The organism is Paenibacillus monticola (genome assembly GCF_009664975.1).
In the GTDB taxonomy this organism is placed as follows: domain Bacteria; phylum Bacillota; class Bacilli; order Paenibacillales; family Paenibacillaceae; genus Paenibacillus_AQ; species Paenibacillus_AQ monticola.
This window is the reverse complement of record NZ_WJXB01000003.1, coordinates 644,470-659,310: the sequence shown is the minus strand read 5'-3', so window position 1 is coordinate 659,310 and position 14,841 is coordinate 644,470. Positions and strand designations below refer to the sequence as shown.

Sequence of the window (14,841 nt, the reverse complement as noted above, 5' to 3'; positions counted from 1 at the left end):
ACTAAGAATAAAACTATAATACTAACTGAGAGCTGAATTTACAGAGAAGTGGTGTAAGTGAGTCTGTTAACTTGGAACAAGACGTAAGCGCATTCAACAACAATAATGCAATTACAGATGGGGGTATTAAAATGGGTAAAATCGGGAAATTTCCAAAGTTATGTTTGGTTTTAACTCTTGCATTGGGACTGGTGGTAGGGTGCAGCAATAATGCGGCAAACAACAAGGCGGAGACTACAAATGAGAATGATACATCACCGATCACATTCTCGTATTTTGGTGAAGACGCAAACCCAAATTGGCAAAACATGCAAGATGACATCAGTAAAGAAATTACAAAGCAGACAGGCGTTACACTTGATGCCGAATTTGCTGTAGGCGACCCTGCACAAAAGGTAGCGCTTATTGCAACAAGTGGTGACTACCCTGACCTCATCAACCCCAAAGGAGATTTGAACAAATTAGTGGATGCCGGGGCTATGCTTGACCTTACCGATCTAATCGATCAATATGCTCCAAATATCAAGAAAATGTTCGGTGATCAAATTAAGCGTCTTCGTTACAGCGATGATGACAAGGCCATTTATGTAATTCCGACATACTCGGCTGTAGATGGAAAAACCTTTGTGGCAGGCGGTGGATTTGAGCTGCAGCACCGCGCTGTGAAAGAAGCAGGCTATCCGGATATTAAAACACTTCAAGATTACGAGAATGTTATAAAAGCCTATCTAGACAAACATCCAACCGACGAAACGGGGAATAAAAATATTGGGCTTATGCTTAATGCGGATGATTGGCGGATGTATATTTCCGTAACCAATCCCGCAGCTGAAACGACTGGCAAGTCAGGTGATGGCGAATATTATATCGATTCCAACACTAATGAAGCGACCTATCATTTTAGAACGGAAGGCGAAAAGGAATATTTCCAATGGCTGAATCATATGTACAACACCGGCTTGCTCGTGCAAGATACTTTTGTACAAAAGAATGATCAATATTTGGCCAAGGTTGCTTCGGGGCGTGTAATTGGTTTGATCGATGCAGATTGGGGTTATGCGGATGGAGAGAAATCCCTTAAGACCGCAGGAAAATCTGACCAGACTTATGGTCATTACTCGGTAATGCTCTCTGACAAATATAAAGATAATCGCTTCCAGTCCACAGGCTTCATAGCCGGCTGGGGTATTGGTATTACTACGGACTGCAAAGATCCTATTCGGGCGATTAAATTCCTGGATTTCATGGCTTCTGAACAAGTTCAGGTTCTAAATAATTGGGGCATAGAGGGCAAGCAGTATACTATGCAAGACGGTAAACGTGTCGTGCCGGAAGGGGTTCAGCAGCGCATCATAAATGACAGCACGGCATTCAGTAAGGAGACCGGCATCGGGTTCTATACTAACATTGGAGCACATTATGGTGATGGTGTAAAAGATTCGACCGGCAACTACTTTACAAAGAATTACCCAGAACAAATTATTGAAGCCTATACGGCTACCGATAAGGAAACGCTGCAAGCGTATCATGCTACGACCTGGTTAGATCTTTTTCCGCAAGAAGACGAATTTCCGGTTAAAGCTTGGGGTGCAGCATGGAATATTCCGGTGCCGAGTGATGATGAATCCAATATTCTGGCTAATAAGATGAAGGATATTACTTGGAAAAGAATCCCGGAGGCTGTAACTGCAAAACCAGAAGAGTTCGACAAAATTTGGGATGACTATCAGCAGGACCTGATTAAGGCCGGTGTCGAGAAGATGGAAAAGGGATTTACGAAATATGTCCAAGATCGTGTTAAGCTTTGGAATGAGTAGTTCACTATTGTAATGGATGAGGAGAACCCGTATATGAATTATCATAATCCCGTTATTAGTGGTTTTCACCCCGACCCCAGCGTCTGCCGAGTTGGTGATGATTACTATCTGGTGACCAGTTCGTTTGAATACTTTCCTGGTGTACCGTTATTTCATAGTAAAGATTTAGTGCATTGGCAACAGATCGGCCATGTCTTGACACGCACAGCACAGCTAGATCTTAGAACAGCTGGGAGCTCAGGTGGTATTTATGCCCCAACGATCCGTTATTACAAAGGAACCTTCTATATGACTACCACTAATGTGTCGGGTGGAGGTAACTTTTATGTGTACACCAATGACATACACGGTTCCTGGTCCGATCCTGTTTATGTCGATCAACCCGGCATTGATCCAGATCTGTTCTTTGATGATGAAGGAACAGTCTATTATACGACCTCTCATGATGCCATGGGCCAAGGAGCTTACCAGAGCCGAATTAATATAGAAACAGGGGAGCGTCTGTCAGATGTTATTCTAGTTTGGAAAGGGACTGGAGGCCAATATCCTGAGGCTCCGCATCTTTACCGGATCGGAGAGTATTATTACCTCATGATTTCCGAGGGAGGAACAGAATACGGACATATGGTGACTGTGGCTCGGAGCAAACAGCCGGAGGGACCCTTTGAAAGCTGTCCGTATAATCCAATTCTAACTCATCGGAGCCAGCAACAATCCATTCATGCAACAGGACACGCTGATTTAATCCAGACACAAGATGGCAACTGGTGGGCTGTATTCCTTGGAATTCGACCCATTGGATATCCCCAACATCATCACCTCGGCCGGGAAACCTTTCTGGCACCGGTACATTGGACAGAGGACGGTTGGCCAATTATCGGAGACCATGGAACTGTTAGCGAAATCATGTCAGCCGGAAGTCTTCCACTACATTCACAGCCTGTTTCTCCAGTGAGGGACCATTTCGATGGTACGACACTAGCTTCCTTCTGGACCTTCTTACGATCACCTGATTCGGAGAGGTGGTCACTCACAGAGAAAAAAGGCTATCTAGCACTATATGGTTCCGAAGTGTCTCTGAATGAAGGGGGTGTGCCAGCTTTTGTCGGCAGAAGACAGCAGCATTTCGAATGTCGCACTGCTGCACATATGACATTCGCACCACAGCAGGATGGCGAAGAAGCAGGCATTACTGTGTTTATGAATGAACGATTTCATTATGAAATCGCCATAACGCGAATCAAAGAAGAGCGCAAACTTATCTTTCGCAGACGGCTGGGCACACTGTGGAAGGTAGAGAATGAGATCCTCTGGTCGTCCGACTCCATTGTTCTGATCGTTCATGCTGACCAAACGCAGTATTCCTTTGGGTATTCGGATAACGGTCAGGAACCGGTCTGGTTCGGTCACGGAGAATGTGGGCTGTTGGGAACAGAGGTTGCCGGCGGCTTTACGGGTGTGTTTATGGCAATGTATGCAACAGGTAATGGTGAAAAATCTAGCTCACCTGCTCATTTCGATTGGTTCGATTATGATTTCACATAAAGGAGTATAACAACACTCTCCCTTTCAAGTTCACTCAATTCCTGATGTTAACACATCAGGTTTTTTTATTCTCTTCAATAAGAAATTCCAGAAATCGACTGCTGCTGCGCCTGACGTTTGCTCTATCTGAAAGATCCTGAATGGTAATATCGTCAAAGCTTTTCATCGTCATAAGTTCAATAACTGTAATATAAATGAATCGATAATTCAGGTAACACTGTAGATAATGAACACATTCCATCTTTCTTTTCATTAATATACAAATCGCATGAAATTAACAATAGGCAACAATCCTAATTGGATTATAATAATAGACATTCGCGCATTAAAGTAATTACAATACAACGTAGAGATTTACGGGCAGATGATGTTTTAAGCGAAATTAAATATTATTGAAAGAAGGGATTTTTGATGAAAAATGAACAACTTAGCAATAGTACTATTTTTCCGTTAGGACAAAAGCTTGACGCCTACTTGCAAATGGTGTTTACAGATCCAACGCCTCTGAATACCTCGATCGGAAATGTAACCTTTGCTCCAGGGGCACGCAATAACTGGCACACTCATCAGGTTGGACAAGTTCTGTTAGTCACCGGCGGCAATGGCTGGTATCAGGAAGAGGGGCAACCTGCCCGCTCGCTCACAACAGGTGAAGTGGTCAATATTCCGCCTCATGTGAAACATTGGCATGGTGCGACAAAGGATAGCTGGTTTGTACACCTGGCCATGACACCAGGACCGACAGATTGGTTGGAAGCAGTCGATGATGAATGGTTTGCTAAACTGTAGGGATTATAGCATTCGAAAATGGAGGGTTGTTCTGTGGAATACACTAAATTTGGCAATACGGGCATGGATGTCTCCCGGATTTGCTTGGGTTGTATGAGCTTTGGAGACGTGCTGCCGGGAGGGCATCAATGGGTGCTGGACGAAGAGCGCAGCCGCACTATCATCAAAAAAGCTCTGGAGCTCGGTATAAACTTCTTTGATACAGCGAATGTCTATGCCAGTGGAACCAGTGAAGAGATTACTGGACGGGCGCTAAAGGATTATGCGAATCGGGATGAAATTGTTCTCGCTACAAAGGTCTGGGGACGGATGCATCAAGGTCCAAATGGTGCGGGGCTTTCCCGAAAGTCCATTTTAAGTGAAATCGATAAAAGCTTGAATAGACTAGGGACCGATTATGTAGATCTCTACATCATCCACCGTTGGGATTACAGCACACCGATTGAAGAAACCATGGAAGCTTTGCACGATGTGGTGAAGTCCGGAAAGGCCAGATATATCGGCGCTTCTGCCATGTTCGCTTGGCAATTTCAAAAGGCCCTGCATGTCGCGGAGAAGAATGGCTGGACTCGATTTGTATCCATGCAAAATCATATGAATCTCATCTACCGTGAAGAAGAACGGGAAATGATGCCGCTTTGCAAGGACCAAAAAATCGCGTCAACTCCGTACAGTCCGTTAGCATCAGGAAGACTGATCCGTGAGGGGGCAGAAACCACGTATAGATCTGAAACAGATCAGATTCAAAAATCAAAATACGATTTGACTGCGGATGCAGACCGATTGATCATCGAGCGAGTGGCATCACTTGCAGAGAAGCGCGGCGTTCCCCGCATTCATATCGCGCTTGCATGGCTGCTGCAGAAAGAATCTGTAGCTGCCCCTATCGTGGGGGCGACAAAGCTATCGCAGCTCGAAGATGCAGCAGGTGCTATATCGGTGAAATTAACTTCTGAAGAAATTTCATTCCTTGAAGAACTGTATGTTCCGCATCCTGTAGTAGGAGCTCAGTAAGCGTTGATAATTAATGGGCGCACTCGATATCGGAGAGAGTGCGTTTTGCTCCCACTCTGATCCGCAAACTATCGTGAAGCACTTAAGGTATTAATTGTATATTTACTCAGCAGAAAGAGCCCGCTAATAGAGGGCTCTTTCTGCTGATGGTGGAGAAACAAAGGTTAGAGAATCGATTGTGCAACTGTTGAAACGATTGAATAGGTCAATATACGATGATTACAAGGCAATATACGGTGAGACAACGCCAAAAAGCGAGAGTAAAATTAGGGTAGCGCTTAAATATTAGCAGCTATGAAAACTAAGGGGGCATCTGTAATGAGAGTAAGAGGAATCCTTACGGCGTTGTTGACTGGATGTATCGTAATCGCGTCATTGGCGGGGTGCAGTAATACAAACCGTTCAGAAACTAGTGATCCCGGCACGAACACCGCTACTAAAAAAACAAAGCTGACAGCCATTTTTGTAAAACACTCGTTAACCAAAGACGTGAATGAAATGAAGTGGCTTACGGATTTAGAAGAGAAAGCCAACGTGGAAATCGAATGGCAACAGATCTCTGCAGACTGGGATCAGAAGAAAAGTGCTCTATTTGCAAGCGGTGAAATCCCGGATTTACTGTTTAATGCGACCAAAAATTCGGATTTTGTTCAGTTTAACGGATTATTTGAAGATCTTAGCCCACTGATAGACAAGAGCGGCACCAACATACAAAAGATGTTCAGCGAACACCCTGAATTGAAAGCGCTTGCTACCCAATTAGATGGAAAAATATATGGTACTCCGAAATATAAAGGCATCTGGCCGAGCTCCACCGCATCCATGTTTATCAATAAAACCTGGCTAGACAATCTGGGTCTGCAAGTTCCCACCACCTGGGATGAGCTTGAGAACGTGCTTATCGCTTTCCGCGATGGCGACCCCAATAAGAATGGCGACAACACTGACGAGGTTCCGATGGATTTCAACCCGATGGGCTGGGATTTCACACCCAAGCTTCTACTAGGCAGCCTTGGACTTCCTTTGTCGAATGGTGTGACCGATGGATATTTTACAGAAGACGCTCAGGTCAAGGATTTCTATGTGGATGACCGTTTCAAAACGTTGATGCAGTTCCTGCAGAAGTTGTACAGTGAAAATCTCATCAACAAAGAAGTGGTCACACAGGATTACTCTAAATACCAGTCACTTGCCCGTGGCAGTGGTACCACCGCAAAGGTCGGTTTTACGTGGGGCTGGGAAACCAGTGACCGTGTGGGCAACGAGTTGAAGGATCAGTACGTCACCATGCCACAACTCAAGCAGCATGCAGATTCCACGGAAGAACTGTACTGGAGCAACGACAACTACTATCAGAACTATGGAGATAATGCGATTTCGCTTAGTGCCAAATCCAAAAATAAAGATGCAGCTATGAGATTCATTGATGCGTTCTATGAGCCAACTGTCAGCATGCAGGTCCTGTTTGGCGGTATGAATGATACGGATAAAGGTATCAAGGATAACGGAGATGGCACGTATCAGGTCCTTCCTCCAGCGGATTCTTCACTTGATCCCGGTTCTTGGAAATGGACCAGTACATTCGCAGATAATGGACCCATGTATATTGCGGACGATTTAAAAAGCAAATTGACTCTGGGTACGGACATGCAGAGTGTTTTGAAAGAAAAGTCCGTTTATGATGATTTGTTGAAGAAGGCCGATCCACAAACAAACGTCTATCCGCAGGTGTTCATGAAATACAGTATGGAGGACACCAATGCCATGGCCATGAACCAGGCGAACATTAACAATATCACCGATCAGAAGTGGGCCCAGTGGATGACTACAAATGTGGACATTGATAGTGAATGGAACGAGTATGTCACATCTATCGAGACATCCGGTCTGGCCCAAAACCTGGAAATTCGTCAAAAAGCCTACCAAGAGTATTTGTCGACCGTAAAATGAGGGGGAACTTTCAATGAAACCAGCACTCTTGGCCAGAAAAATCCAACCTGCTCCAGGTAAAGGATTCTTGAACGGATGGGCAGCTAATTATCAATTGTGGCTCATGGTTCTTCCTGCTGTCATTTATATCGCAGTTTTCTGCTATGGACCGATGTATGGCATTCAACTTGCCTTTAGGGATTTTGATTTTAGCAAAGGGCTTACGGGCGGTGACTGGGTCGGTTTGAAGTATTTCGATCAGTATTTCAATAGCCCAATGTTCTGGCCCACCCTTAGAAATACATTTGTGATTGCTTTTTTCTCCATTGTGTTAGGTTTTCCGATGCCGATTCTTCTGGCTCTTGTCGTCAATTCGATTCGAGGCCATAGACGTAAGCGCTTACTGCAAACCACCGTTTACATGCCGTATTTCATTTCAACCGTTGTTCTGGTGGCTTTGCTGCAAATTCTGCTTTCGCCTACTACGGGTCTCATCAATGACCTTCTGAAAACGCTGGATTTGATCCCCGCTGATATCAATCTTTTGGGCTCTCCGGGGGCGTTTGTTCCGGTTTACGTTATTTCAGCCATTTGGCAGTCTTGCGGCTGGAACAGCATTATCTTCATCGCGGCCCTGTCATCTGTGGATACCCAGCAGTATGATGCAGCCAGAATCGATGGTGCGAACCGCTGGAAGATCGTCTGGCATGTGGAAATCCCTGCGATCCTTCCAACCATTATTATTCTGCTGATTATGAATATGGGTGGAGTTTTGAGTGTGGGTTTTGAAAAGACCTTCCTCATGCAGAACAGTCTCAACAAATCGGTATCAGAGGTTATCTCAACTTATGTGTTCAACGTCGGAGTCAAGTCGAATCAATTCAGCTTTGGCTCGGCCGTCGGTTTATTCAATACCCTTGTTAACTTCCTGTTCCTGATTCTGGCAAATACGTTTGCCAAGAAAAAATCCAATATCAGCTTAATGTAAAGGAGGGGAATCTATGACTCGCAATAAAGTAGAGACCTCACACGCTATTGTCAGTTCAGGCAGTTTGGCTGACCGGCTGTATACGGCTGTTGTGGTGGTGGTCAGCATTGTTGCCTTTATAGTTGTGGCGTATCCATTATATTTTATAGTTATCGCTTCATTCAGCAACTCCACCATGGTCAATCAAGGACAGGTCATTCTTTGGCCCAAAGATATAAATTTTTACGGCTATGAGCAGATCTTTAAAGACACGCGTATTTGGCAAGGGTATCTCAACACCGTTATCTATACGGTACTTGGAACACTGCTGAATCTAATTGTTACGCTGCCTTGCGCTTATGCACTTGCACATAAAAAGTTTAAGGCGCGCAGAATCATTATGCCTTTGTTCGTGTTCACGATGTATTTTGGCGGTGGAATGATCCCAACCTACTTACTCATCCGTGATTTGCATCTGCTGAACACGCCATGGATCATGATTGTGAACGGTGCACTCAGTGTTTTTAATTTAATCATTACACGAACTTTTTTTGAGAGTTCTATTCCAGAGGAGCTCTATGAGGCGGCTGTATTGGATGGATGCTCACATTTTCGTTATTTTATTTCCGTTGTCATCCCGCTCTCCAAAGCGGTCATCTCGGTCATTTCCCTATATTATATGGTGGGTCACTGGAATGACTTTTTTAGTGCACTACTGTATATAAACTCGGATGAGCTGCAGCCTCTGCAGATCATTCTGCGCAATATTCTGCTGTCCAATCAGGCATTTGCCGGCGGAGCCGGTTCAGGTGCAGGTGCAGGCGCGGGCAGCTACGCCCAGCAGTTTGCGGATCAAATTAAATATGCGGTGATTATTGTGTCGACTGTGCCGGTATTAATAATCTATCCATTTCTGCAGAAGTATTTTGAAAAGGGTGTTATGATAGGCGCGGTCAAGGGCTGATACGCATTTGCGCACAGAACCTTGCCAAGTAGGAAGGTAGGTGCCTTATGAAAAGAACTCTTGAACAATTGGAGATCATAGAAGAGCTTGTTTCGAGGGACATGGAGGAAATGCTGGTTCATGGCAGCCGTCAGTTCCGTATGAGTGTACACATGACACAGGTCCCATCGATGAATAATTCGGTATTATATTCACATTGGCATGAAGAACTTGAACTGCTGTTTGTAGTCAAGGGCAGCATACAGTTTCACGTGGGGCAAGACAAGTTCTCGGTGCACAGTGGCGAGATCGTTCTCATCCAACCCAATCTGTTGCATTCCGCAAGCCGGGAGGGGCGGGAGGAAATCGTGTTCTATGCGGTGCTGGTGCATTTTAATTTTGTTTCCAGCCTCGAGAATGATCTGATTCAGCAGCAGTATATCCTGCCGTTATTTCTGCAGAAAAGATGTTACCCTAAGCTGATTACGCGCGAGATGGACCAAGAACTGAAGCTTTTTTCACTGTTGGAGGGCGTGCGTGATATCTATCAGCAGGAGCCTCAGGGTTATGAACTGTTAGTAAAAGCGAGGCTGCTGGAGATTTTCTATCTTCTGGAAAAGGTTGCTGTTGAGGGTACCGATGAGACCCTAAGGCGGTCAAATGCGGGCCAAAACTCTTTGCTGGCCAAAAAAATGCTGGGGTACGTTCAGCAAAATTATAGTAAGCATATTTCGCTTACGGAAATGTCGAAGCAGGTCAATATGAGTCCTTCCTATTTCTGCAGGTTTATGAAAAAGCAATTTGATCTTACACCGATGGATTTTCTAAATGAATATAGAATATCGGAAGCCGTCACGCTGATGGAGACAACGGATAAAAAAATTATGGAGATTGCTGAGATGACCGGATTTTGCAATATTAATCGGTTTACGGAAATCTTCAAGAAGTTTTATGGCTACACGCCTAAAAGTTACCGAAATGCCATCCGGGACAAAGTGGAAAATATAGATTGTACCGTTCGGCGAGATACCGATTTATAAGGATTTAGATTCGTATAATGATTGGTAATAAATAGAAAGGGATAGGTGGAATCATGGATATGTATCAGAGAGTAGGAAACCAGCTGATTTGGCAGGGGAATGGAGAGACCCTTTGTATTGAACCCTGGGGGAAGGATAGCTTTCGGGTGCGCAGCGCGATGATGGGTGAGATTATCGACACCGATTTTGCTCTGCTTGCGCAGGAGGTTTACGAGGTTGAGATAGGTATTGATGGCAGTGAAGCTTTTATTCGTAATGGAAATATTAAAGCGGTAATGAAGCAAAACGATTGGACGAAAAATTGCCTGGTTAGTTATTACAATCAAGAAGGGCGTTTACTTCTGCAAGAACTGGACGGTAACGGTTGCCTCAATCTCTCTGCACGTAAGTTTAAGCCTATTATCGGTGGCGATTTCCGCTTGACTGCCAGCTTTGAGTCCGACAATACGGAAAAACTGTACGGCATGGGTCAGTACCAGCAGGACATTCTGAACTTAAAGTACTGCAATCTTGAACTTGCGCACCGCAACTCGCAAGCGAGTGTACCGTTTGTGCTGTCGAGCCTGGGTTACGGGCTGTTATGGCATAATCCTGCTATAGGCCGGGTCAGCTTTGGAAGAAATGTCACCGAATGGGTCGCCGAAAGCACCAAACAGCTGGATTACTGGATTACAGCAGGCGACACGCCCGCAAGCATTCAGGCCAATTACGCGAATGCTACCGGTCATGTGCCGATGATGCCTGAATATGGGCTCGGCTTCTGGCAATGCAAGCTGCGTTACTGGAACCAAGAACAGCTTTTAGAGGTGGCACGCGAATACAAGCGTCGAGGGTTGCCGATCGACGTTATCGTATGCGATTTTTTTCACTGGCCTAAGATGGGCGATTTCCGCTTTGAAGAAGAATTTTTTCCTGATCCTAAAGCCATGGCAGATGAGCTCAAAAGTATGGGGATTGAGCTCATGGTGTCCGTGTGGCCCCAAATCGATTTGGAAAGCGAAAATTTTGCGGAAATGCGGCAGAAAAATCTGCTTGTAAAGCCCGAAATGGGTGTGAATATCTGCATGCGCTTTGGGGGCGAGAGTGTTTTCTATGATGCGACAAACCCGGAGGCACGCAAGTATGTCTGGGACAAGTGCAAGAAGAACTACTATGATAGTGGAATTCATTTATTTTGGCTGGATGAAGCGGAGCCAGAATATGGTGTGTATGACTTTGACAACTATCGTTATAAGATGGGGCCCAATGTGCAAATTGGCAACATCTACCCTCAATTATTCTCCCGAACGTTCTATGACGGCATGGTGGCTGAGGGACAGCCGAATATTGTAAATCTTGTACGCTGCGCGTGGGCAGGCAGTCAACGCTACGGTGCGTTGGTCTGGTCGGGCGACATTCATTCCTCATGGACAGCCCTCCGCCGCCAAGTATGTGCAGGGCTGAACATGGGCATCGCAGGTATTCCTTGGTGGACAACGGACATCGGAGGATTCGGCGGTGGCGATCCGGACAGTGAAAGTTTCCGAAAATTGCTGGTGCGCTGGTTCCAATTCGGTGCCTTCTGTCCGGTGATGCGTCTGCATGGTGACCGAAAGTCCATGCAGAACATCTATCGCAAAGACGGGAGTGAAGCTCTATTTTCTGGAGGAAACAATGAGGTTTGGAGTTTCGGGGAGGAAGTCTACCCCATCCTTGTGAAATATATGAATCTGCGTGAGGTTATGCGCCCTTACACCCGCAGGCTGATGCAGGAAGCACATGAGAATGGAGCTCCGCTCATCCGTCCGATGTTCTACGAGTTTCCACAAGAGGAATGCTGTTGGGAATTGCAAGATCAGTACATGTTCGGAGCAGATATTCTAGTAGCCCCTGTGATGGAAGAGGATGTCTGTGAGCGTGAGGTGTACCTGCCTGCGGGAGCGAAGTGGACGGAACTGCACAGTGGGATTGTGTACGAGGGCGGCCAGAGAATCACCGCTGCCGCGCCTCTCGATGTGATTCCTGTCTTTCTGAAAAATGACGCTTGCCGAGATTTGATCGGACTGATCTAGCCGGGCCAGATTCTATCACTTGGCAAAGTAAGAGATAAATTCAGTTATCTAGAGCTTGTTCCTAGTGGACAGGCTTTTTTTCTGTTCAGGAAAAAAGATCATCGGAGAGACACATGAAGAACATATCTATTAACTAAAATGATAATATATATCGTGATAGAAGGGAGGACGAGATGAAAAAGAGGGTTCTTCTCGTTGAGGATGAGATTCGTATTCGTGAAATTATTGCTGATTATTTCATTCAGAACGATTGGGAGGTACATGAAGCTGATAATGGAAAGGATGCATTAATCTGGTTTGATTCACTGAATCCAGATCTTATCATCCTGGATATCATGATGCCCAAGCTGAATGGGTTTGAGGTGTGTCGACAAGTACGGAGCTGTTCAGGAGTTCCTATTATTTTGCTTACAGCTAAATCCGGTGATGACGACAAAATCCAAGGGTTTGAGTTGGGTGCAGATGATTATGTGACCAAGCCATTTAGTCCCAAGGTATTGGTTGCCCGGGCAAATGCCCTGATGAAACGGATAGAAGGCGGTCATTTGCCGGAAGGACAGATGCTGTCGTTTGGGTCGGCCGTTCTGAACACGATGGCTCATCGTCTGGATGTAAATCAGATCGAGGTGGAGCTTACACCTAAGGAATATGAGGTGTTGCGGCTATTGATATATAATAAGGGAATTGTCATTTCACGGGATACGATACTCAGAAGGGTATGGGGGATTGAGTTTGATGGTGACTCTCGTGTGGTAGATACACATATCAAAAAGCTAAGAAGCAAGTTGGGTAACGAATCTCGTCATATACGTACAGTGATTGGTACAGGTTATAAGTTTGAGGAGGAGGCATGAGGAAACGGGGAGTTACCTTCAAACTTTTTGTTATGACCGTTGTGTGCTTTCTTTGTTTTTACGGAATGATTATTCTGAGTCAGTTATTACTTTTTGATAATTTTTATCAAAATCAAAAAACAAATCGGGTAGAGAAGCAGTTGAAGAACTTTGCCTTAAGCTATGCAGGTGAGCAGTCAATCGGCAGCACGGTTTCTCGGGAGGCTGCCCGCTTTATGCTGCGTAATAAAACTCAATTAGCGATTGTAACACTGGATGGCAAGGTGAAACTGGATGATCCCTTTCAAATAAAATTGAAAAAGGATGATGGTAACCTCGTCGTTCTGCCGCTATCCCTGTTCATGAGTCAGTATGGAGATCAATTAAGAGCGCTCGGTATTCAAGCAGGTGACCCGTTGACCATTCAAGGCGAAGGCGATATGGATGATGGATCTTACTCTGATCAGATTTATCCCGTAAGTATTTATAAACGTGGATCTATACAAGTTGGAGATTTGACAGAGGGAGATTTGACTACGATTTCGGGCACGGTCACTGAAATTATACTTCCCGATATCAAATCCATTCAGCGGCAGGGCCTGTTGTTCGAAGCGCTGGAAGAATGGTTTCCTCTATCCCCGGCACGGGCAGAGAAGTTGAAACGGCTTGAGATGCTGGAAGAAGAGTGGACAGATTCATGGAGTGGTATACGGAATACTGTAATTATTCAACCAGCACAACAAAGCGCAGGAAATATCGATTTATTGTTCACGGTCACCTCCTTGCAGGAGGTTAGTGATACGAATGAAGCTTTGCGCTGGTTCTACCTGTATCTAGGAATCGGAGGATTTGCACTTATCCTCATTCTCTCGCTGTCTTTTTCTAAGCTAGTCACTAGACCATTGATTAGTCTGAATAAGACGGCAGAACGAATGGTTCATCTCGATTTTTCGGTTCAACTGCCGATTAGACAAAATGATGAATTGGGCAGCCTGTCCAACAGTCTGTTTACAATGTCACAGAATCTGGATGTTGCTTTGCGTGAGTTAAAGGAAGCCAATCAGCAGTTGGTTGAAGATATGGAGCATAAGCAGAGAATGGAGATCGTCCAACAAGACTTTTTTGCTAACGCTTCCCATGAATTGAAAACACCACTCAGTATTATTAAGGGGTTTGCTGAGGGTTTGCAGGACAGGGTTAGTGCCGGAAAACAGGATCATTATGTCAAGGTAATTATAGAGGAGTCCGAGAAAATGGAAACCCTTGTTAAGGATATGCTGGATTTAGCCAAGCTGGAATCCGGGACTATAAAGCTCCGAAAGACAACTTTTTTGCTAAGTGAGTTAATAGAAAATGTCTTGGACAAGATGGTTCACTTGCTGGAGAAAAAGAGGTTGAAGGCTGTGATTATACCTGTAAATGAACTTCCGATAAATGCTGATTTTGGATGGATGGAACAGGTTGTCTTTAATTTCGTTACTAACGCTATTCGGCATGCTGATGAGGGGAGTCCAATAACTCTTTATATTACAGGTTTAGAGAGGACAACTATCTTTTCGATTGAGAATAAGGGCGAACAGATACCTGAGGAGCAGTTGGGGACGATCTGGGAGCGGTTCTACCGGGCTGAGCTTTCACGGAATAGGCAGACTGGAGGCACGGGCCTAGGCTTGTCTATTATTCAAAGCATATTAGATAAGCATGGCTTTCACTATCGTGCAGAGAACACAGCGGATGGCGTTCGATTTATGGTCATGATTGAGACATAGTATGAGTATTGGGAGTTATGAATTGTTTTAAGCTTCCGAAGTAATGTGCGACTGTCATTTAGATAACAGAGTAAGGGGCTGTCCCATAAGTAGATTTTCTATGACAGGAGACCGTTCTCTTCATTCTTAAAACCATAAAAAGTA

At 44.9% G+C, this 14,841-nt stretch carries 11 protein-coding genes; all 11 read left to right on the top strand.

What is annotated here, in order from left to right; all coding sequences use genetic code 11:
- Window positions 1-131: 131 nt before the first annotated feature.
- Complete coding sequence (locus GJB61_RS12075; RefSeq protein WP_154118736.1) at window positions 132-1,817, top strand: ABC transporter substrate-binding protein; 1,686 nt, start codon at window positions 132-134, stop codon at window positions 1,815-1,817.
- A gap of 33 nt (window positions 1,818-1,850) precedes the next feature.
- Window positions 1,851-3,362, top strand: a complete 1,512-nt coding sequence (locus GJB61_RS12070) for a glycoside hydrolase family 43 protein (RefSeq protein WP_154118735.1) — start codon at window positions 1,851-1,853, stop codon at window positions 3,360-3,362.
- Between the two features lie 411 nt (window positions 3,363-3,773).
- Entirely contained in the window at window positions 3,774-4,151 is a 378-nt protein-coding gene (locus GJB61_RS12060; protein ID WP_154118733.1) for a cupin domain-containing protein, read from the top strand.
- Window positions 4,152-4,184: 33 nt separating this feature from the next.
- Window positions 4,185-5,165, top strand: coding sequence for an aldo/keto reductase (locus tag GJB61_RS12055; RefSeq protein WP_338115770.1), 981 nt, complete (start codon window positions 4,185-4,187; stop codon window positions 5,163-5,165).
- A 318-nt stretch (window positions 5,166-5,483) separates the two neighbouring features.
- Complete coding sequence (locus GJB61_RS12050) at window positions 5,484-7,115, top strand: type 2 periplasmic-binding domain-containing protein (protein ID WP_154118731.1); 1,632 nt, start codon at window positions 5,484-5,486, stop codon at window positions 7,113-7,115.
- Window positions 7,116-7,128: 13 nt separating this feature from the next.
- A complete protein-coding gene (locus GJB61_RS12045) occupies window positions 7,129-8,082 on the top strand; it encodes an ABC transporter permease (RefSeq protein WP_154118730.1) in 954 nt (317 codons plus the stop codon).
- A 13-nt stretch (window positions 8,083-8,095) separates the two neighbouring features.
- On the top strand, window positions 8,096-9,025 hold the full coding sequence (locus tag GJB61_RS12040) for a carbohydrate ABC transporter permease (RefSeq protein ID WP_154118729.1): 930 nt from the start codon (window positions 8,096-8,098) through the stop codon (window positions 9,023-9,025).
- A 47-nt stretch (window positions 9,026-9,072) separates the two neighbouring features.
- On the top strand, window positions 9,073-10,044 hold the full coding sequence (locus tag GJB61_RS12035; protein WP_154118728.1) for a helix-turn-helix domain-containing protein: 972 nt from the start codon (window positions 9,073-9,075) through the stop codon (window positions 10,042-10,044).
- A 59-nt stretch (window positions 10,045-10,103) separates the two neighbouring features.
- Window positions 10,104-12,095, top strand: a complete 1,992-nt coding sequence (locus tag GJB61_RS12030) for a glycoside hydrolase family 31 protein (protein WP_229521608.1) — start codon at window positions 10,104-10,106, stop codon at window positions 12,093-12,095.
- Window positions 12,096-12,268: 173 nt separating this feature from the next.
- Entirely contained in the window at window positions 12,269-12,949 is a 681-nt protein-coding gene (locus GJB61_RS12025) for a response regulator transcription factor (RefSeq protein WP_154118726.1), read from the top strand.
- Window positions 12,946-14,697: a sensor histidine kinase gene (locus GJB61_RS12020; RefSeq protein ID WP_154118725.1), complete on the top strand. Its 1,752-nt coding sequence runs from the start codon at window positions 12,946-12,948 to the stop codon at window positions 14,695-14,697. The genes GJB61_RS12025 and GJB61_RS12020 overlap by 4 nt, the downstream gene beginning before the upstream one ends.
- The last annotated feature ends 144 nt before the right edge of the window (window positions 14,698-14,841 follow it).

Coding starts and splice junctions, on each gene's coding strand:
- GJB61_RS12035 (WP_154118728.1), top strand. CDS start 9,073: ATGAAAAGAACTCTTGAACAATTGGAGATCATAGAAGAGCTTGTTTCG.
- GJB61_RS12070 (WP_154118735.1), top strand. CDS start 1,851: ATGAATTATCATAATCCCGTTATTAGTGGTTTTCACCCCGACCCCAGC.
- GJB61_RS12045 (WP_154118730.1), top strand. CDS start 7,129: ATGAAACCAGCACTCTTGGCCAGAAAAATCCAACCTGCTCCAGGTAAA.
- GJB61_RS12020 (WP_154118725.1), top strand. CDS start 12,946: ATGAGGAAACGGGGAGTTACCTTCAAACTTTTTGTTATGACCGTTGTG.
- GJB61_RS12050 (WP_154118731.1), top strand. CDS start 5,484: ATGAGAGTAAGAGGAATCCTTACGGCGTTGTTGACTGGATGTATCGTA.
- GJB61_RS12025 (WP_154118726.1), top strand. CDS start 12,269: ATGAAAAAGAGGGTTCTTCTCGTTGAGGATGAGATTCGTATTCGTGAA.
- GJB61_RS12040 (WP_154118729.1), top strand. CDS start 8,096: ATGACTCGCAATAAAGTAGAGACCTCACACGCTATTGTCAGTTCAGGC.
- GJB61_RS12075 (WP_154118736.1), top strand. CDS start 132: ATGGGTAAAATCGGGAAATTTCCAAAGTTATGTTTGGTTTTAACTCTT.
- GJB61_RS12060 (WP_154118733.1), top strand. CDS start 3,774: ATGAAAAATGAACAACTTAGCAATAGTACTATTTTTCCGTTAGGACAA.
- GJB61_RS12030 (WP_229521608.1), top strand. CDS start 10,104: ATGTATCAGAGAGTAGGAAACCAGCTGATTTGGCAGGGGAATGGAGAG.